Origin of the sequence: Pseudomonas sp. B3G-3 (genome assembly GCF_028640915.1) — a bacterium.
Lineage (GTDB): Bacteria > Pseudomonadota > Gammaproteobacteria > Pseudomonadales > Pseudomonadaceae > Aquipseudomonas > Aquipseudomonas chlororaphis_I.
Genome location: NZ_JAQZAB010000127.1, coordinates 37,686 through 54,223, shown reverse-complemented (window position 1 = coordinate 54,223; position 16,538 = coordinate 37,686). Strand labels below are relative to the sequence as shown.

The following is a 16,538-nucleotide window of genomic DNA, read 5'->3' as shown; positions in this document are numbered from 1 at the left end:
AGAATACCGGCCTGTCACGCCGGGGGTCGCGGGTTCGAGTCCCGTCCGCTGCGCCATATTTTCCAGATCAGGGATTCCTGCTCTGAGATTGAAAAGCCTCGAAGCTTTCCAGTCAGACGATTTAAACGGTTCACATGGACGCAAGTCCAAGCGATACGCAGCGGTAGTTCAGTCGGTTAGAATACCGGCCTGTCACGCCGGGGGTCGCGGGTTCGAGTCCCGTCCGCTGCGCCATATCTACTTGAGGGAGCACTGAACGCCCTCAGGTGACGAAGGAGCCATAGGCTCTTCGGATCGATAGCAAAGACCCTGGTCGAAAGACCGGGGTTTTTTGTTTTCGCACTCCGCTTTTTCTGTGCCGTTCAGGCAGTCGATATTTCCCCTCTGCAAAGCTCAAAAAAACCGCCTTATGGGCGGTTTTTTATTTGGAGAGGGGCAGGGTTATCAGAATCCCAGCTTGTCCCGCAGGCTGTAATACCAGGCGCCCATTGCAGTGAATGGAGTGCGCAACAGCTGGCCGCCAGGGAAGGGGTAGTGCGGCAGCTCGGCAAAGGCGTCAAAACGCTCTGCCTGGCCGCGCAGGGCCTCTGCCAGTACCTTGCCCGCCAAGTGGGTGTAGGTGACGCCATGGCCGCTGCAGCCCTGGGAGTAGTAGATGTTGTCGCCCAGGCGTCCGACTTGCGGCAGGCGCGACAGGGTCAGCAGGAAGTTGCCGGTCCAGGCGTAGTCGATCTTCACATCCTTGAGTTGCGGGAAGGCCTTGAGCATCTTCGGTCGGATGATGGCTTCGATATTTGCCGGGTCGCGAGCGCCGTACACCACGCCGCCGCCAAAGATAAGGCGCTTGTCGGCAGAAAGGCGGTAGTAATCCAGCAGATAGTTGCAGTCCTCGACACAGTAGTCCTGGGGGAGAAGACTTTTTGCCAGCTCATCGCCCAATGGTTCGGTGGTGATGACCTGGGTGCCGCATGGCATCGATTTGGCGGCCAGTTCCGGCACCAGGTTGCCCAGGTAGGCGTTGCCCGCGACTATGACGAACTTGGCCCTGACTTTGCCTTGTGGGGTATGTATCACCGGATTGGCGCCGCGTTCGATGCGCACTGCAGGGGATTGCTCGTAGATAACGCCACCCAGGGATTCCACGGCCGCCGCTTCACCCAGCGCCAGATTGAGTGGATGGATATGCCCGCCGCTCATGTCGAGCATGCCGCCCTGATACAGGTCACAGGCGACGACTTCGCGAATGCGACGCTGATCCAGCAATTCCAGCTGGGTGTGGCCGTAGCGCTCCCACAGGCGCTTTTGCGACTCCAGGTGGCCCATCTGCTTGCTGGTGATGGCGGCGAACACTCCGCCATCCTTCAAGTCGCACTGGATTTGATACTTGGCGACCCGCTCACGAATGATCCTGCCGCCTTCGAAGGCCATCTGGCCAAGCAATTGAGCCTGCTTGGGGCCGACACTGCGTTCAATCACATCAATGTCGCGGCTATAGCTGTTGACGATCTGCCCACCGTTACGCCCGGAAGCGCCGAAGCCAACCCTGGCCGCTTCCAGGACGGTGACTTTAAAACCGTTCTCAAGCAGGAACAGGGCGCTGGAGAGGCCGGTGTAGCCGGCACCGATCACGCAGACATCGGTTTCCACATCGTCTTGCAGCAGCGGGCGGGCTGGAGCAGCGTTGGCTGACGCCGCGTAATACGACTGTGGGTAAGGAGTGTTCGCCATCCTGCAACCTCTGTTTAATATTCTTGACGATTGCGTGGATCCTACCTGAGTTGAAAAACGCCTACCAGCCATCGAAAAATCTTCTTGGCAGACTCAAAAAATAAAAATTCGCATATTCAGAGGGTTAGCTGCAAAAAAGGTGTTGACACCCCTCCGGAATTCCGTAGAATGCCGCCTCACAGCAGGCACGTAGCTCAGTTGGTTAGAGCACCACCTTGACATGGTGGGGGTCGTTGGTTCGAGTCCAATCGCGCCTACCAAACAAAATCCGCTCTGCTGGGCGGTCTGAAAGGGCCCACCGAAAGGTGGGCCCTTTTTTGTTGCCTGCGGTTTTCAAAGCCTTTGCAAAACCCTCCCACTCAAAAGGCCAAATCGGCACCCGTCTCCAGGTACGCGATCTCTTTTTTGGTGCGCCTCTCCTGATAGTGTCCTGTCATCTTCTCGTCGGCATGGCCATCAGGGGCTGGATATATTCCTGTGGGAATTTTTGCTGTTCGTACAGCAATGCTCCTCAGGCATGAATCTCATGAAGAGCAGGGGGCTCACCGGCTGGAATGTGGTCATACGTATGTGCGGCATCCCTGTTCTGCTGACCACCACGGTCAAGTGCGTCGGCGTGGAGACCGCTGGTCTTAAGAGAAGAATCTAATACTTTAGGAATCGTCCTACATTCTAAAATTGTCCTAGCTGATAGAACTTTCCCTCTGATATTTATGAGGGAATGGAACGTGTTGAGATTGTTGGGTTGGATGTTGCTGTGTTCACAGCTGTTTACATTCGTGCATGCCGCGCCCGGTAGCAATTACTTCAATATCCCTGACTGGTCGGGTGACCAGGAGTCATGCCCTTCACCACGAGATATCAAGGGCGAGATGGGGGTTTTTAGCGCGCCAGCCAAGAGTGAGGGTGCTGAATGGGTAGGTGTGTTGGTTGATGGTGTCATGGAAGCCGTTACCAACTTCGAGAAAAGCTATTTTGTACTGACTCACCAAGGTGTCGATAAAGTTGGCTTTATAAATAACTGTATCTACGTGACCTCCGGGGGTAGATATTTGAATATGCATCTTGATCTCGGCAGCAATTACAAGCAGGTCATGTGGATTGGGAACTCGTTGTCATGGAAAGAGTCCCGAGACTTCTCCTCATCCACGATCCTGGAATGCACTGATACCTATAGAGATGCATGCAGTTTTTACTTGAGGTAAATGTCTCTGTTTGTATGGGTAGGCTTTGCCGTTCTTCGAGTCGCCGACATGCTTGCTCCCTCCAGGCAATGCCGTTGTCTTCTTGGCATCCTTAATGCTTACGTATTTCATGACATTTTTGTGACACTTTTAAGTCGATTGCGGTCTGTATGTACGTTCCCTGTGCAATGCGGGCAGGGCGTGGTCGGGTAGGGTGCAGGTATGAAGAGCAGAGCGACGGTTATTTGTGCACACGGAGGGCACATTCTTTTTGTTCGCAAGGATCGCTCCAAATGGTCTTTACCGGGTGGCAAGGTCGAGCCTGGGGAGTCTCTCGCCGCTGCCGCGCTACGTGAGTTGCGGGAAGAGACAGGGTTGGATGCCAGTGAGCCTCTTTACATCCTGGAGTTCGAAGCCGGCAATGTGCGGCATCACGTGTTCGAGGTGGCCGTGACCAATGCCGGGGATGCCCGTCCCTTGAATGAAATTGCGGCCGTCGCCTGGCATGCCTATGGGGCTGCCAGCGAGCTGGATGCAACGGCCGCCACCAAAAGTATTGTGAGTTCGTTTTTACGCCGCCTTTAACCGAGGTGTTATCGATTCATGAAGAAGCCCGCCTTGTGCGGGCTTTTGCTTTTGCAGCCAGTGGGCGAAATGATTGGCGAACAGTTTTCTCGCGGCCGAGTGCCAATCGCTTGCCATGTGAGTGGTACAGTCGCGTTTTCACGGCGAGGTAGCATGATGCGGGTGTTGATGGCGGTAATGATCGCGGTGTTGCTGGCGGGGTGTGCCGGCTCGGTGATGAATGAGGCGCGTTCGAAGAGCCCCTACAAGGTGCTCTCGTCGGCCAAGGCGGAGCAGGTCGTGGCGCAGTGTGTGCAGTTTGCCTGGCAGGACGAAGCTGTGTTCGGTGTGGATGCGTCGGCCTATCTGGAGTCTGCCAAGGTGGGTGGATACACGGTCTATACCCGTTCGGCGGAGTCCTTTGCCGATATTCGGGGGCAGGCTTCGGGTACCACTGTCAGTTATTACGCGACCCAGGACAATTGGGTTGCCAAGCGTAGACTGGCAGCATTGGCGACCTGTCTGTAATTCCTTTCTGAGCATTATCCAGTAAGCAGATCATGAACCCGGCTTTTGTCGGGTTTATGCTTTCTTGGGGATATTCATTGCTTGTCCTGAACGGTTAGTTAACACAAAGCTAGTTGTTCTCTTATTTAATTGTGTAAGTTATTTGCCTTTCTCTCTGTAGGCTTGCGCTGTAATTATTTTCTGATGTCCCGCCTTTGTTGAGGTGCGACAATTGGCTCGGAGCTCTGTGTGTGGGAGTCAGTAGACAAAACACTGATTTGGACTAGCTTAAAAGTTCTCCTCAAGAAGGAGTTTTATTTGATCAATGGAGTGAAGCATCATGAATAAACCATTAGTTCAACTGAAACACGGGCGTGTCGTGTCCCCCTCCAGTCGTGGCGCTGTCGCCGTCGAGCTGGGGCTGCTCGGCACCTGGCAGGTCAACGAGATGGAAGGTGGCAAAAACTTCCCGGACCTGGTGGGTGGACCTTTCCAGAAACCATACGAGAGCGATGTCGCCAGCGTTGTGCCACCGGCTGATGGGCATATCCTCAGCGGCGGCAAGACCGACGAGCGTGACTGCCTCAACTTCACCAATGAAGAAATGTCGAAGAAGCTTGGCCGTGCGTTCTCCTGGCCGTTGCTCAACGTCGACCCGGGGCAGGTGTTCCAGGTCAAGTGGGAGTACACCGCTCCTCATGTGACCCGCGGTTACAGCTGGTTCATCACCAAGGATGGCTGGGATCCGAAACAGCGTATCAGCCGTGCACAACTGGAGCCGCAGGCTTTCTTCAAGGACTTCTACACACAAGTTCCGTATGACCAGCATGGCGATGAAATGAAAGCCAAGGTCGAACATCAAGTGACCCTGCCCAGGAGCAAGAGAGGCCATCACGTGATTGTGCTGGCGTGGATTGTCGCCAACACCGGCAATGCGTTCTATCAGGCATTCGACGTCGACTTCAAATAACAGCAGAAGTTGTCACTCTCTTTAAATGGTTCTGAAGGATTAGAACGTGAACAAGATCAACTTTGCATCGGTAAAGACTCAGCTGAATGATTCGGCATCGTTGATGCCGTCGATCGCTGGCAAGAAGATTCTCATGGGTTTCTGGCACAACTGGCCGGCAGGCCCCAGTGACGGTTACCAGCAGGGGCAGTTCGCCAATCTCGACCTGGTGGATGTACCCAAGGAATACAACGTGGTGGCCGTGGCCTTCATGAAAGGCAACGGCATTCCCACCTTCAAGCCCTACAACCTGTCGGATGAGGAGTTCCGGCGCCAGGTTGGCGTGCTCAACAGCCAGGGGCGGGCGGTGTTGATTTCCCTTGGCGGTGCGGATGCTCATATCGAGTTGCACAAGGGCAATGAGCAAGCGCTGGCCAACGAAATCATCCGTCTGGTGGAAGTCTATGGTTTCGACGGGCTGGACATCGACCTGGAACAGAGCGCCATCGATTTTGCCGACAACAAGACTGTGCTGCCGGCGGCGCTCAAGCTGGTGAAGGATCACTACGCAGGTGAGGGCAAGCATTTCATCATCAGCATGGCGCCAGAGTTTCCCTACCTCGTCACCGGCGGCAAGTATGTCGGTTACATCCAGGCGCTGGATGGCTACTACGATTTCATCGCGCCGCAGTACTACAACCAGGGCGGTGACGGTCTGTGGGTCCAGGAAGCCAACGGCGGGAAGGGGGTCTGGATAGCCCAGAATGACGACGCGCTGAAGGAAGACTTTCTGTTTTATCTGACCGAGAGCCTGGTCACCGGTACGCGTGGCTATATCGCCATCCCTGCCGACAAGTTCGTGATCGGTCTGCCGGCCAACGTCGACGCAGCGGCGAGCGGGTATGTCATTGACCCCGCGTCGGTGAGCAACGCCTTCAAGCGTCTGGATCGTGCCGGCTTGTCGATCAAGGGGCTGATGACCTGGTCGGTCAACTGGGATAACGGCATCAACAGGTACGGCGTCCGTTACAACTGGGAGTTCCGTGATCGTTATGCGCCGCTGATCCATGGCGGCAGCGGCGAGGAGCGACCTTCGGCGCCGGGCAACCTGGTTTCTCCTGCACAGACGGAGAACAGCGTGACCTTGAGCTGGAGTGCTGCCCACGGTGTTCGTCCGATCGAGTTCTACACCCTGTTCCGCGATGGCAAGCCGGTGGCCCAGACGGCCTCGCTGACCCTGAAGGACGAAGGTCTGAAAACCGATACGCTGTACAGCTACTTTGTCAGCGCCACGGATACCCAGGGTAATCAGTCGCTGCCGAGCACTAACCTGAGTATCAAGACTGCCGGCGGGGTACCTGACCCGCAATATCCGGAATGGCAACTGAATCATCACTATCGCAAAGATGACGGTGTGACCTACCAGGGCAATCTGTATCTGTGCTTCCAGGAGCACACCTCGAATGCCGGCTGGACCCCGGATGTCGCCTTTACCCTTTGGGCCAAGGTGGCGATTCAGCGGCGTGCGTGAACGGTGGAGGAAGCGGTACAAAGGCGCCCCATGACGGGCGCCTTTTTGTTGTACGTAGAGCAAGGCAAAGCTGCGGGTTATGGACTAATACTCACAGGCTGTTTTTTGTCATCCGTCAATGGAGAGTGGAGCGATGCTCATGCACTGGTTTCTCGCGGCTGTACACCTGTTGGCCTTTGCTGTCGCCTTTGCGGCGGTGCTCAATCGTGGTACGGCGTTGCGTCGCGTGGTCACCGAGGGGGCGGACGTGCGCCGGGCTCTGCTGGCCGATAACGGCTGGGGGTTGGCTGCCGCGGTGTTGTTGATCACCGGTTTACTGCGGGCTTTTGCCGGCTACGAAAAAGGTACGGATTACTACCTGCACCAGCCGCTGTTTCACATCAAGATGACCTTGTTCATCATCATCCTGTTGCTCGAAATATTGCCGATGGTGACGTTGATCAAATGGCGAATCGCCCTGGGGCGCGGCACCTCGATCGATACCGGCCGCGCCACGTTGTTTGCGCGCATCAGCCATCTGCAGGCGCTGTTGATCGTGCTGCTGGTGGTGGCGGCCAGCGGCATGGCGCGTGGGGTCATGTTCAGCCAGCCATGAGTCGAGGAAGGAGCAGCGAGTCGAGTGTGCTTTGGCTCGATGTGGGTTGTTGCGCATCACCGAGCGCCGCGCGCTCTAGCAGAGTTGGCTGAAAGCCTTGCTGATGGTGGCCCGGTTGGTTTTGAACTCGGCCTGCTGCACAGGAATGATGCCGAACTCGTCGCTGACGATGGCCAGCGCACGGTGCAGGTAGTCGACGTTGGCCTGGGAGCGGAAGGTGAATATTCCGCGTTTGACTTCGTAGAGCCCCTCCGTCGAGCAGGCGGCAATGGTGCGCATTGCATTCAGGTCGTTGGTGATCAGAAGGTAAGCGAACTCTTGCATTGACCGCTCCTTGTTCGTAAAGCGTCTGCCGGTGGCAAGGGGGAGCCTCGGCAGGCTCGCGGAGGCGGTAGGTCTTGAAATTACTCCTCCTGCTCGTTGCCACGCTACTGAGTATTTATACAAAAACGAGGGAGGGCTTTCTCCCGGCCGAGTCGTATCGACAGATTGCCGGGATGGAGCGCTATCGGTGGAGGGCTTGGGTAACGCACTTTGCCAGGGCTGGCGCTGGCGGCCTGAACTGCGCCGCTGCCATTTGAAGAGGGGAGTGTGCTGCGGGGGAATCAATCAACGACGACGCTGCGCCAGCCATTGTGATGAGACAAAGGGCTGGCCGCTCATGACGCTCAAGGTGTTTCGCGTTTGTCCGGGGCGGTGAGGCCGGCTTGGATCCGTTGGTAGATTTCTTCGCGATGGACTGCGACGTCTTTCGGGGCATTGATGCCAATCCGGACTTGCTGGCCGCTCACGCCCAGAATGGTGATCGTGATGTCGTCACCGATATTTATGCTTTCACCGACTTTGCGGGTGAGTATCAGCATGATCTTCTCCTTGATTGCTTTGTAGGGCACCTGATTCAGACAGTGCAGATGTCGGTAGTAGTGCGTATAGATTACTGCGAAGTACCACTGTGTGGGTGCCTCTTTCTGACGCGCAGACGCGGTATTAATTCCCGAGCTGCAACTATACAGAGGCGATAAATATCATTCTCCTTGTTTTGCGCTGATTTTGTGGCGTTTGCGCAAGGGTTGGGGGTGCTAAAATCGCCGCCTCAGACTTTCAAGGGGTAGGTTGTGCGCACAGTAGCGATGATGATGGCGGTCCTGGCATTGGCGGGATGCGGTGAGGGCAAGAAGGTCGAGGTCGACAAGAAGGTGGCGCCGGTCGTCCAGGCACAGCCGCCGCAGGCCGCCACGAAACCGCAATGGGATGTGCTGGTCGCCGGCACCCTGCCTCAGGCGACGAGCGATCTTGCTGGCTGGCTGATCGAGCACGGGATCGTTTCCTATGTCGTCGTCGAAGAGGGCAAGGATCGGGTGCTGATCGGCCCGTTCGATTCCCAGGCCGAAGCCGAAGCCAAGAAAACCGAGCTGGTCGAAAAGCTGACCAAGGCCAAGAAGCGCAATATCGAACCGCAAGTGATCGAGCACCGCGTCGCGCAGTAAGCCGTTCTTCTGAGTGCCAGGCCAGGTCGTCGCAGCGACGTTGAGCGACCGGCCTGGTCGGCGCTCAGTCATCTTGAAGGGGCTGTCCATGCCCCAGGTGTTTATCGGTAATCCGGACGGAATCAGCCGCAGGCCTTCAGGTTGACCGGGCCGACGAACTCGTTGCCGCGCCCCATCACACAGGCCACGCTCTGATTGCGCTGGCGCTCCCAGGGTTGTACCGGATAGGTCTTGTTCCAGGCTTCGTACAACTGGCGATCCTGTTTCGACAGGCGCAGGTTGTACTGCTTGCTCATATAAAAGTAGGTCCGGGCGATCATGCCGCGAATGGACGGGCGCGGCATGACCTTCTTGGCCTTGAAGTCGACCTGGGTCAGGCATGAGCCGTACTGGCCGGACTGCGCCGGCAGCCACCCGAAGCTGAAGTTGTTACGGTCGCCGTTGACCTCGCCGATGCTCGGCACCAGGTTGTGCAGGTCGGCTTCGGCGCGTTGATAGATCGGGTCGTGGCGGGTGCAGTTCTTGCGCCCGCCTTGCTGCCAGCATTGGCGCTGATGGCCGATCTGCCAGGCAGGAACTATGTGTTCCCACTCGATGCGCGCGGCGCGGTTGGCATTCTTGCGTGGTACGTAACCGCAGGCGGCGAGGTTGACCCGATTGCCGCTGTACTTGCAGCCGCAGTAGAACTCGGTGGATTGCGGGGCGTACAGCTTCCAGGCGATTTTCTTCGCTTCGTTGAAGGTGCGGGGTGCATCGGCGTGGGCATTCAGGGCAACACAAAACAGCAGTACAGCAAAACAGCGGACACTCATCGACTCAGTCTTCCTTCGGCACGACCCAGAAAATCTGCACACCGCCGTCATCGCGATAGGCGAGGGTGACGTTGTCGTTTTCGGCGATTTCTTCGAGCAGGCGCTCCCACTCGTCGACCACCTCGTCGGGCTGACGGAAGATCAGGGCGGCTTTGGCTTTTTGCGCGTTGGGCGAATTGATGATTTTCTGAACGCGCAAACCGAGGCGTTCATAAGAGCTTGGTGGGGTAGTTGCTGCGGCGGGCACGGAACATTCCTTATTAAGCTGTATGCGCGTACAGTATTTTACTGTAGGAAATTTCGCAACCGCTTAAAATTCAAGAAGTTCTTCTGACAGCGATATTCGCGGATTACTGCAAAACGATTGAGTTTTTTATCGGCGGGAAAGGAAGAGAGCCGGCCAGCTGGGGCGGAGCACTCGCCCGGGGCGGGCGAGTGTGGGGTAGGGCAGTGCCCGACCTGAGCAGGTCGGGCGGGTCAATCAGTATTCCCAGAACATCCGCTGCAGTTCCTTGCTGTCCTGGGTCTTGGTCAGGGCGACCATGGCCAGGATGCGGGCTTTCTGCGGGTTCAGGTCGTTGGCCACGACCCAGTCGTATTTGTCGTCAGGCTGTTCCGCGTTGCGCAGTACGAAGCCGCCGGCATTGACGTGGGACGAACGAATGATTTGCACGCCATTCTTGCGCAGCTCTTGCAGGGCAGGCACTACGCGGGAAGACACCGAGCCATTGCCGGTACCGGCGTGGATGATGGCTTTGGCGCCGGACTGGGCCAGGGCCTTGTAGGCGGTGTCACTGACGTTGCCATAGCCATAGGCGATTTCTACGTCAGGCAGGCTCTTGATGGTCTTGATATCGAATTCCGAACCCGAGGTGTGACGCTTGGCCGGCAGGCGGAACCAGTAGGACTTGCCTTCCACCACCATGCCCAGCGGGCCCCATGGGCTCTTGAAGGCTTCGGTCTTGATATTGATCATTTTACTGACGTCGCGACCCGACTGGATCTCGTCGTTCATGGTGACCAGCACGCCCTTGCCATGGGCTTCCTTGCTACCGGCCACGGCGACGGCGTTGTACAGGTTGAGCATGCCGTCGGCGGACATGGCGGTGCCTGGACGCATGGAGCCGACCACTACGATGGGCTTGTCGGTCTTTTCCACCAGGTTCAGGAAGTAAGCGGTTTCTTCCAGGGTGTCGGTGCCGTGGGTGATGACGATGCCATCGACGTCCTTGCTGTCGGCCAGCTCGGCGACACGACGGCCCAGTTGCAGCAGGTTTTCGTTGGTGATGCTTTCAGAGGCGATCTGCATGACCTGTTCGCCGCGCACATTGGCGACCTGGCTCAGCTCGGGGATCCCGGCGATCAACTGCTCGATGCCGACTTTGGCGGCCTGATAGGTGGCGCTGTTGGCGGCACTGGCGCCGGCGCCGGCAATGGTGCCGCCGGTAGCGAGCACGACCACGTTGGCCAGCTTCTGTTGGGTTTCGACTTCCTTGGCCTGCAATGCAGTCGGAAGGAGCAAGAGGAGGGCCAAGGCGCCCGGAACAAGGGTGTTGAAAGCAGATTTCATTATTTTCTCTCTAGTAGTGAGACGGTGCTGGTGCAGGTTCATCTAGATACACCCGAGACAGATCTGAATGCCGCGGGCGAAAAGGAAGAGCAGGATCTGTACCAGCCGGACTGTGGTCGCAAAACTCTTTTAACTTAATGATTTATATCAATTTATTTTTATTTACCGGATGCACGGGACGTTTTGCTGTCCGGTTTTCCGAATAGTCGGAAGATTCGCGTTCGGTTGTCCGACAGTTCTGATTGGCATGAGGAAAACCCTGAATTAAAGAGCTGGTCCTTGCAGCCGATGCCCTTCAAGGATCGTTTCTTTATGGAGCTCACATGTCTATTTCTGTCGGTTTCCCTGCTGCCGGGGCCATCACCATCAACGGTAAATCGCCGGTCACTATCGATGCTCTGAGCCAGGGCGCCGCCGATAACGCTGCACAAGCCCTGGGGCTGGACGAAGACGGCAAGCTGCGGGTGGCGTCCGGTGCCGAAGCCGAGAAGGCCGAGACTCAAGAGTCCGAAGGGGACAATCAGAGTCTGGTGGTAAAAATGCTGCTCAAGCGCATGAAAGAACTGCAGGCGCAATTGCAGGAGCAACAGCAGCAGTTGGCCGCCGCCCAGGCGGCGAGCTACCCGACCCCGGAAGCCAAGGCGACTGTGGTGATGGCGATTCAAGGCCAGCTCGCCGATACCAGCGGTGCGTTGCAGGAAGTGGTGGGGAACCTGGTCAAGGAGTTGAGCAAGGACTCTTCGTCGGGCGCGGGCGGGCTGGTCAGCACCACCGCATGATTGCGTGTTGTTTTGGCGGGGCGCCTGTCCTGGCGTTCCGCGGTACTCATGGGCGCTGGCTTTCCCGTTGACAAATCCCGGCAGGGTTCGCATAGTTCGTTCTACGCAAACGTTTGCGCAGGCCCTGGGCGAATAAGAGTCACACCCGCCTCAGGTTCGCTTCAAGCCGCGTTCATCGGGGCCTGAAGGTCGTCGAGCGTACTCCAGCGCAAGCGTTGCTCACAATAATCATAAGATCGGAGTGAACCCATGAAGCTGCCATTCGCTGGACGTCTTCTCGCTGTCGCTGTTCTGGCTGCCGCATCCGCTACGCTTCCTCTCTCTTCGGCATTCGCCGAGACCCCGGAAAAACCCAAGGTCGCCCTGGTCATGAAATCCCTGGCCAACGAATTCTTCCTCACTATGGAAGACGGCGCCAAGGCGTATCAAAAAGACCATGCCGCCGATTTCGACCTGGTCTCCAACGGCATCAAGGATGAAACCGACACCGCCAACCAGATCCGTATCGTCGAGCAGATGATCGTTTCCAAGGTCAACGCGCTGGTGATCGCCCCGGCGGATTCCAAGGCCATGGTGCCGGTGATCAAGAAGGCGGTGGACGCCGGTATCACCGTGATCAACATCGACAACCAGCTGGACCCGGCGGTACTCAAGAGCAAAAACATCAGCGTGCCTTTTGTCGGCCCCGACAACCGCAAGGGCGCGCGCCTGGTGGGCGAGTACCTGGCCAAGGACCTGAAGGCCGGTGACGAAGTCGGCATCATCGAAGGCGTGTCGACCACCACCAACGCCCAGCAGCGCACCGCAGGCTTCAAGGATGCAATGGAGGCCGCGCAGATCAAGGTGGTCTCGCTGCAATCCGGTGACTGGGAAATCGACGCCGGCAACCGTGTCGCCGCCGCCATGCTCAGCGAATACCCGAACCTCAAGGCGCTGCTGGCCGGTAACGACAGCATGGCCGTCGGTGCTGTTTCGGCGGTGCGTGCGGCGGGCAAGGCCGGCAAGGTCAAGGTGGTCGGCTACGACAACATCAATGCCATCAAGCCGATGCTCAAGGACGGTCGCGTGCTGGCGACCGCCGACCAATTCGCCGCCAAGCAGGCAGTCTTCGGTATCGAGACAGCCCTGAAGATTCTCAAGGGCGAGAAGGTGGACGGCGGCGCCAATGGCGTGATCGAAACTCCGGTTGAGCTGGTCACCCAGTAATCGTTCTGGCGGCGCAACGGCGCCCGCCTGAACAGGCGGGCGCATGGAGAGTTTCTTATGTCAGTTTCCGCTGTGAACGCTGTCCTTTCGGTCAGCGGTATCGGCAAGACCTACGCGCAACCGGTATTGACCGGCATCGACCTGACGCTGATGCGCGGGGAGGTGCTGGCGCTGACCGGGGAAAACGGCGCAGGCAAAAGCACCCTGTCGAAAATCATCGGTGGCCTGGTGACCCCGACCACCGGAGAGATGCGTTTCAACGGTCAGGCTTACCGTCCCGGCAGTCGCACCCAGGCCGAGGAGCTGGGCATCCGCATGGTCATGCAGGAGCTCAACCTGTTGCCGACGCTGTCGGTGGCCGAGAACCTGTTCCTCGATAACCTGCCCAGCCTTGGCGGCTGGATCAATCGCAAACAGTTGCGCAAGGCGGCGATCGAAGCCATGGCTCAGGTCGGCCTGGAAGCGATCGATCCCGATACCCTGGTCGGCGAACTGGGGATCGGCCACCAGCAGATGGTGGAGATCGCGCGCAACCTGATCGGCGACTGCCATGTGCTGATCCTCGACGAGCCGACCGCGATGCTCACGGCCCGCGAAGTCGAGTTGCTCTTCGAGCAGATCACCCGTCTACAGGCCCGTGGCGTAGCCATCATCTACATCTCCCATCGCCTGGAAGAACTGGCCCGGGTCGCCCAGCGCATTGCGGTGCTGCGTGACGGTTGCCTGGTTTGCGTCGAGCCGATGGCCAATTACAACAGCGAGCAACTGGTCAACCTGATGGTGGGGCGCGAGCTGGGCGAGCACATCGATCTCGGTCCGCGCAAGATTGGTGCGCCGGCCCTGACGGTCAGCGGCCTGAGTCGTTCCGACAAGGTGCTGGACGTGTCTTTCGAGGTGCGCAGCGGCGAGATCTTCGGTATCTCCGGGTTGATCGGGGCCGGGCGCACCGAGCTGTTGCGCCTGATCTTCGGTGCTGACAAGGCTGACAGCGGCACGGTTGCCCTGGGTTCTCCGGCGCAGGTGGCGAATATCCGTTCGCCGGTCGACGCGGTGGCCCACGGCATTGCCCTGATCACCGAGGATCGCAAGGGTGAAGGCCTGCTGCTGACGCAATCCATCAGCGCCAATATCGCCCTGGGCAACATGCCGGAAATCTCCCGTGGCGGCCTGGTCAATGGCCGTGACGAATCGGCGCTGGCGCAGCGGCAGATCGATGCCATGCGCATCCGCAGTTCGGGGCCGGCGCAACGGGTGTCCGAACTGTCCGGCGGCAATCAGCAGAAGGTGGTCATCGGTCGCTGGCTGGAGCGCGATTGCGCGGTGCTGCTGTTCGACGAGCCGACCCGCGGCATCGATGTCGGCGCCAAGTTCGACATCTACGGCCTGCTCGGCGAACTGACTCGCCAGGGTAAGGCGCTGGTGGTGGTTTCCAGTGACTTGCGGGAGCTGATGCTGATCTGCGATCGCATTGGCGTGCTGTCCGCCGGGCGCCTGATCGATACCTTCGAGCGCGACAGCTGGACCCAGGATGAACTGCTTGCCGCCGCTTTCGCCGGCTATCAAAAACGTGATGCGTTGCTCAACGAAGCGGCGCCTAGGGACCTCCCATGAAAACTGCATCTTCGGCCGGCAAACGTGGCGGCAACTACTACGGCCTGGGTACCTACCTGGGGCTGGCCGGTGCCTTGCTGGCCATGATTGCGCTGTTCTCGACGCTGAGCAGCCACTTTCTTTCCTACGACACTTTCAGCACCCTGGCCAACCAGATCCCGGACCTGATGGTGCTGGCGGTGGGCATGACCTTTGTCCTGATCATCGGCGGTATCGACCTGTCCGTGGGCTCGGTGCTGGCCCTGGCGGCCTCCACCGTCAGCGTGGCGATTCTCGGCTGGGGCTGGAGTGTCATCCCGGCGGCACTGCTGGGCATGGGCTGCGCGGCATTGGCCGGGACTATCACCGGCTCGATCACCGTGGCCTGGCGTATTCCTTCGTTCATCGTCTCCCTCGGCGTGCTGGAAATGGCCCGCGGCGTGGCTTACCAGATGACCGGCTCGCGCACTGCCTATATCGGTGATGCCTTCGCCTGGTTGTCGAACCCGATCGCCTTTGGCATCTCGCCGTCCTTCATCATCGCCTTGCTGATCATCTTCATCGCCCAGGCGGTGTTGACGCGCACGGTGTTCGGCCGTTACCTGATCGGCATCGGCACCAACGAGGAAGCGGTGCGCCTGGCCGGCATCAATCCCAAGCCCTACAAGATCCTGGTGTTCAGCCTGATGGGACTGCTGGCGGGCATCGCCGCGCTGTTCCAGATTTCCCGCCTGGAGGCGGCGGACCCGAATGCCGGCTCCGGTCTGGAGCTGCAAGTGATCGCGGCCGTGGTGATCGGCGGTACCAGCCTGATGGGCGGACGCGGATCGGTGATCAGCACCTTTTTCGGGGTGTTGATTATCTCGGTGCTGGCCGCGGGGCTGGCGCAGATCGGCGCGACCGAGCCGACCAAACGTATCATCACCGGCGCGGTCATCGTGATTGCGGTGGTGCTGGATACTTATCGCAGCCAGCGCGCAAGCCGGCGGAGCTGAGTCATGGCAACGATCAAAGATGTGGCGGCCCTCGCGGGGATCTCCTACACCACGGTTTCCCACGTGTTGAACAAGACACGCCCGGTCAGCGAGGAGGTGCGGATCAAGGTCGAGGCGGCGATCCAGCAGCTCGACTACGTGCCCAGCGCCGTGGCGCGCTCGCTGAAGGCCAAGACCACGGCGACCATCGGCCTGTTGGTGCCTAACAGCCTCAACCCGTATTTCGCCGAACTGGCCCGGGGGATCGAGGATTATTGCGAGCGCAACGGTTACTGCGTGATTCTCTGCAACTCCGACGATGACCCGGAAAAACAGCGCAGCTACCTGCGGGTGCTGTTGGAAAAACGCATCGACGGCCTGATTGTGACCTCGGCTGGTGGCGACGGTGGGCTGGCCAAGGGCCTGGCGGCTGTGCGCACACCGATGGTGATCGTCGACCGGGGGCTGGAAGGGGTGGATGCGGACCTGGTGCGGATCGACCACGAATACGGCGCGTACCTGGCGACCCGTCATCTGCTCGAGTTGGGCCATCGTGATATCGCCTGCATCGGCGGTCCGGACTACACCAGCGTGGCGCAGCTGCGTCTGGCGGGGTTCCAGCGGGCGTTGCGCGAGGCCGGCGTGGAGGTGCCTGCGGAGCGTATCCTGCAGAGCGACTTCACCAGCACCGGCGGTTATCACGCGGCGGCCCAGTTGCTGGAGCGCAACCCGCCCAGCGCGATCTTTGCCGGCAACGACATGATGGGCATCGGTGTGCTGCGCGCGGCGGCGGAGCGCAATATCCGGGTGCCGAGCGAGCTGTCGGTGATCGGCTTCGACGACATCCAGATGAGCCGTTATGTGTATCCGGCGCTGACCACGGTCGGCCAGTCGATCCTGCAACTGGGCGAGCAGGCGGCGGAGCTGTTGCTGCGTCGTATCGCTGCGCCTGGATTGCCGACCGACCAGCGGATCGTCACGCCAAGCATTGTCCTGCGCGAGTCGACGGCGCCCGTGGCCGGCGCATTCGCCGAGTACCGTTGAATCGAATTGTGAGTATCG

The 16,538-nt window shown here is 58.8% G+C and carries 18 protein-coding genes and 2 tRNA genes; 14 read left to right on the top strand and 6 right to left on the bottom strand.

Annotated features, from left to right (window positions below; translation table 11 throughout):
• Positions 1-157: 157 nt before the first annotated feature.
• Positions 158-234, top strand: a tRNA-Asp gene (locus PVZ80_RS27875).
• 210 nt (positions 235-444) lie between these two features.
• On the opposite strand, the gene PVZ80_RS27870 is transcribed toward PVZ80_RS27875, so the two are convergent.
• Positions 445-1,728 (bottom strand): NAD(P)/FAD-dependent oxidoreductase, encoded by a 1,284-nt coding sequence (locus PVZ80_RS27870; protein WP_081362176.1) that lies wholly within the window; start codon positions 1,726-1,728, stop codon positions 445-447.
• A gap of 183 nt (positions 1,729-1,911) precedes the next feature.
• Here PVZ80_RS27870 and PVZ80_RS27865 point away from each other — a divergent pair.
• The 7 genes from PVZ80_RS27865 to PVZ80_RS27835 all read left to right on the top strand — a co-directional run bounded on the left by PVZ80_RS27865 (position 1,912) and on the right by PVZ80_RS27835 (position 7,058).
• A tRNA-Val gene (locus tag PVZ80_RS27865) sits at positions 1,912-1,988 on the top strand.
• A gap of 468 nt (positions 1,989-2,456) precedes the next feature.
• Positions 2,457-2,933, top strand: a complete 477-nt coding sequence (locus PVZ80_RS27860; protein WP_169751701.1) for a DUF3757 domain-containing protein — start codon at positions 2,457-2,459, stop codon at positions 2,931-2,933.
• A gap of 201 nt (positions 2,934-3,134) precedes the next feature.
• A complete protein-coding gene (locus PVZ80_RS27855) occupies positions 3,135-3,497 on the top strand; it encodes an NUDIX hydrolase (protein ID WP_009048112.1) in 363 nt (120 codons plus the stop codon).
• Between the two features lie 156 nt (positions 3,498-3,653).
• Entirely contained in the window at positions 3,654-4,004 is a 351-nt protein-coding gene (locus PVZ80_RS27850; RefSeq protein ID WP_028682110.1) for a hypothetical protein, read from the top strand.
• Positions 4,005-4,323: 319 nt separating this feature from the next.
• Positions 4,324-4,953: a lytic polysaccharide monooxygenase auxiliary activity family 9 protein gene (locus tag PVZ80_RS27845; protein ID WP_009048114.1), complete on the top strand. Its 630-nt coding sequence runs from the start codon at positions 4,324-4,326 to the stop codon at positions 4,951-4,953.
• Between the two features lie 46 nt (positions 4,954-4,999).
• Positions 5,000-6,463, top strand: a complete 1,464-nt coding sequence (locus tag PVZ80_RS27840) for a carbohydrate-binding protein (RefSeq protein WP_009048115.1) — start codon at positions 5,000-5,002, stop codon at positions 6,461-6,463.
• Between the two features lie 133 nt (positions 6,464-6,596).
• The gene (locus PVZ80_RS27835; RefSeq protein ID WP_009048116.1) at positions 6,597-7,058 is read left to right on the top strand and encodes a DUF2214 family protein; all 462 of its coding nucleotides are present in this window, start codon (positions 6,597-6,599) and stop codon (positions 7,056-7,058) included.
• A 75-nt stretch (positions 7,059-7,133) separates the two neighbouring features.
• Here PVZ80_RS27835 and PVZ80_RS27830 read toward each other — a convergent pair whose 3' ends face one another.
• Together PVZ80_RS27830 and csrA are read right to left on the bottom strand one after the other, a co-directional pair.
• Positions 7,134-7,382: a hypothetical protein gene (locus tag PVZ80_RS27830; protein WP_009048117.1), complete on the bottom strand. Its 249-nt coding sequence runs from the start codon at positions 7,380-7,382 to the stop codon at positions 7,134-7,136.
• 344 nt (positions 7,383-7,726) lie between these two features.
• Positions 7,727-7,921: a carbon storage regulator CsrA gene (csrA, locus tag PVZ80_RS27825; RefSeq protein ID WP_007920550.1), complete on the bottom strand. Its 195-nt coding sequence runs from the start codon at positions 7,919-7,921 to the stop codon at positions 7,727-7,729.
• Positions 7,922-8,188: 267 nt separating this feature from the next.
• On the opposite strand from csrA, the gene PVZ80_RS27820 reads away from it, so the two are divergent.
• Positions 8,189-8,545, top strand: a complete 357-nt coding sequence (locus PVZ80_RS27820; protein WP_009048118.1) for an SPOR domain-containing protein — start codon at positions 8,189-8,191, stop codon at positions 8,543-8,545.
• 122 nt (positions 8,546-8,667) lie between these two features.
• Here the strand turns inward: PVZ80_RS27820 and PVZ80_RS27815 are convergent, their stop codons facing one another.
• The 3 genes from PVZ80_RS27815 to PVZ80_RS27805 form a co-directional block, all read right to left on the bottom strand.
• Positions 8,668-9,357, bottom strand: a complete 690-nt coding sequence (locus PVZ80_RS27815) for an endonuclease (protein WP_009048119.1) — start codon at positions 9,355-9,357, stop codon at positions 8,668-8,670.
• Positions 9,358-9,361: 4 nt separating this feature from the next.
• Positions 9,362-9,604: a DUF1654 domain-containing protein gene (locus PVZ80_RS27810; protein ID WP_009048120.1), complete on the bottom strand. Its 243-nt coding sequence runs from the start codon at positions 9,602-9,604 to the stop codon at positions 9,362-9,364.
• 234 nt (positions 9,605-9,838) lie between these two features.
• Positions 9,839-10,927 carry an asparaginase gene (locus tag PVZ80_RS27805; RefSeq protein WP_009048121.1) on the bottom strand — a complete coding sequence of 363 codons (1,089 nt, stop codon included), beginning with the start codon at positions 10,925-10,927 and terminating at the stop codon, positions 9,839-9,841.
• A gap of 323 nt (positions 10,928-11,250) precedes the next feature.
• Between PVZ80_RS27805 and PVZ80_RS27800 the strand changes: the two genes are divergently transcribed.
• The 5 genes from PVZ80_RS27800 (at position 11,251) to PVZ80_RS27780 (ending at position 16,520) form a co-directional block, all read left to right on the top strand.
• Positions 11,251-11,706: a hypothetical protein gene (locus PVZ80_RS27800; protein ID WP_273864851.1), complete on the top strand. Its 456-nt coding sequence runs from the start codon at positions 11,251-11,253 to the stop codon at positions 11,704-11,706.
• Between the two features lie 249 nt (positions 11,707-11,955).
• Positions 11,956-12,912, top strand: a complete 957-nt coding sequence (locus tag PVZ80_RS27795) for a sugar ABC transporter substrate-binding protein (RefSeq protein WP_009043052.1) — start codon at positions 11,956-11,958, stop codon at positions 12,910-12,912.
• Between the two features lie 57 nt (positions 12,913-12,969).
• Complete coding sequence (locus PVZ80_RS27790) at positions 12,970-14,523, top strand: sugar ABC transporter ATP-binding protein (protein WP_023968635.1); 1,554 nt, start codon at positions 12,970-12,972, stop codon at positions 14,521-14,523.
• Positions 14,520-15,497, top strand: coding sequence for an ABC transporter permease (locus PVZ80_RS27785; protein ID WP_007920531.1), 978 nt, complete (start codon positions 14,520-14,522; stop codon positions 15,495-15,497). Before PVZ80_RS27790 ends, PVZ80_RS27785 begins: the two co-directional genes overlap by 4 nt.
• Before the next feature lie 3 nt (positions 15,498-15,500).
• A complete protein-coding gene (locus tag PVZ80_RS27780; protein WP_016704898.1) occupies positions 15,501-16,520 on the top strand; it encodes a LacI family DNA-binding transcriptional regulator in 1,020 nt (339 codons plus the stop codon).
• Positions 16,521-16,538: the final 18 nt, after the last annotated feature.

Coding starts and splice junctions, on each gene's coding strand:
- PVZ80_RS27870 (WP_081362176.1), bottom strand. CDS start 1,728: ATGGCGAACACTCCTTACCCACAGTCGTATTACGCGGCGTCAGCCAAC.
- PVZ80_RS27855 (WP_009048112.1), top strand. CDS start 3,135: ATGAAGAGCAGAGCGACGGTTATTTGTGCACACGGAGGGCACATTCTT.
- PVZ80_RS27850 (WP_028682110.1), top strand. CDS start 3,654: ATGCGGGTGTTGATGGCGGTAATGATCGCGGTGTTGCTGGCGGGGTGT.
- PVZ80_RS27845 (WP_009048114.1), top strand. CDS start 4,324: ATGAATAAACCATTAGTTCAACTGAAACACGGGCGTGTCGTGTCCCCC.
- PVZ80_RS27835 (WP_009048116.1), top strand. CDS start 6,597: ATGCTCATGCACTGGTTTCTCGCGGCTGTACACCTGTTGGCCTTTGCT.
- PVZ80_RS27830 (WP_009048117.1), bottom strand. CDS start 7,382: ATGCAAGAGTTCGCTTACCTTCTGATCACCAACGACCTGAATGCAATG.
- csrA (WP_007920550.1), bottom strand. CDS start 7,921: ATGCTGATACTCACCCGCAAAGTCGGTGAAAGCATAAATATCGGTGAC.
- PVZ80_RS27820 (WP_009048118.1), top strand. CDS start 8,189: ATGATGATGGCGGTCCTGGCATTGGCGGGATGCGGTGAGGGCAAGAAG.
- PVZ80_RS27815 (WP_009048119.1), bottom strand. CDS start 9,357: ATGAGTGTCCGCTGTTTTGCTGTACTGCTGTTTTGTGTTGCCCTGAAT.
- PVZ80_RS27805 (WP_009048121.1), bottom strand. CDS start 10,927: ATGAAATCTGCTTTCAACACCCTTGTTCCGGGCGCCTTGGCCCTCCTC.
- PVZ80_RS27800 (WP_273864851.1), top strand. CDS start 11,251: ATGTCTATTTCTGTCGGTTTCCCTGCTGCCGGGGCCATCACCATCAAC.
- PVZ80_RS27795 (WP_009043052.1), top strand. CDS start 11,956: ATGAAGCTGCCATTCGCTGGACGTCTTCTCGCTGTCGCTGTTCTGGCT.
- PVZ80_RS27790 (WP_023968635.1), top strand. CDS start 12,970: ATGTCAGTTTCCGCTGTGAACGCTGTCCTTTCGGTCAGCGGTATCGGC.
- PVZ80_RS27785 (WP_007920531.1), top strand. CDS start 14,520: ATGAAAACTGCATCTTCGGCCGGCAAACGTGGCGGCAACTACTACGGC.
- PVZ80_RS27780 (WP_016704898.1), top strand. CDS start 15,501: ATGGCAACGATCAAAGATGTGGCGGCCCTCGCGGGGATCTCCTACACC.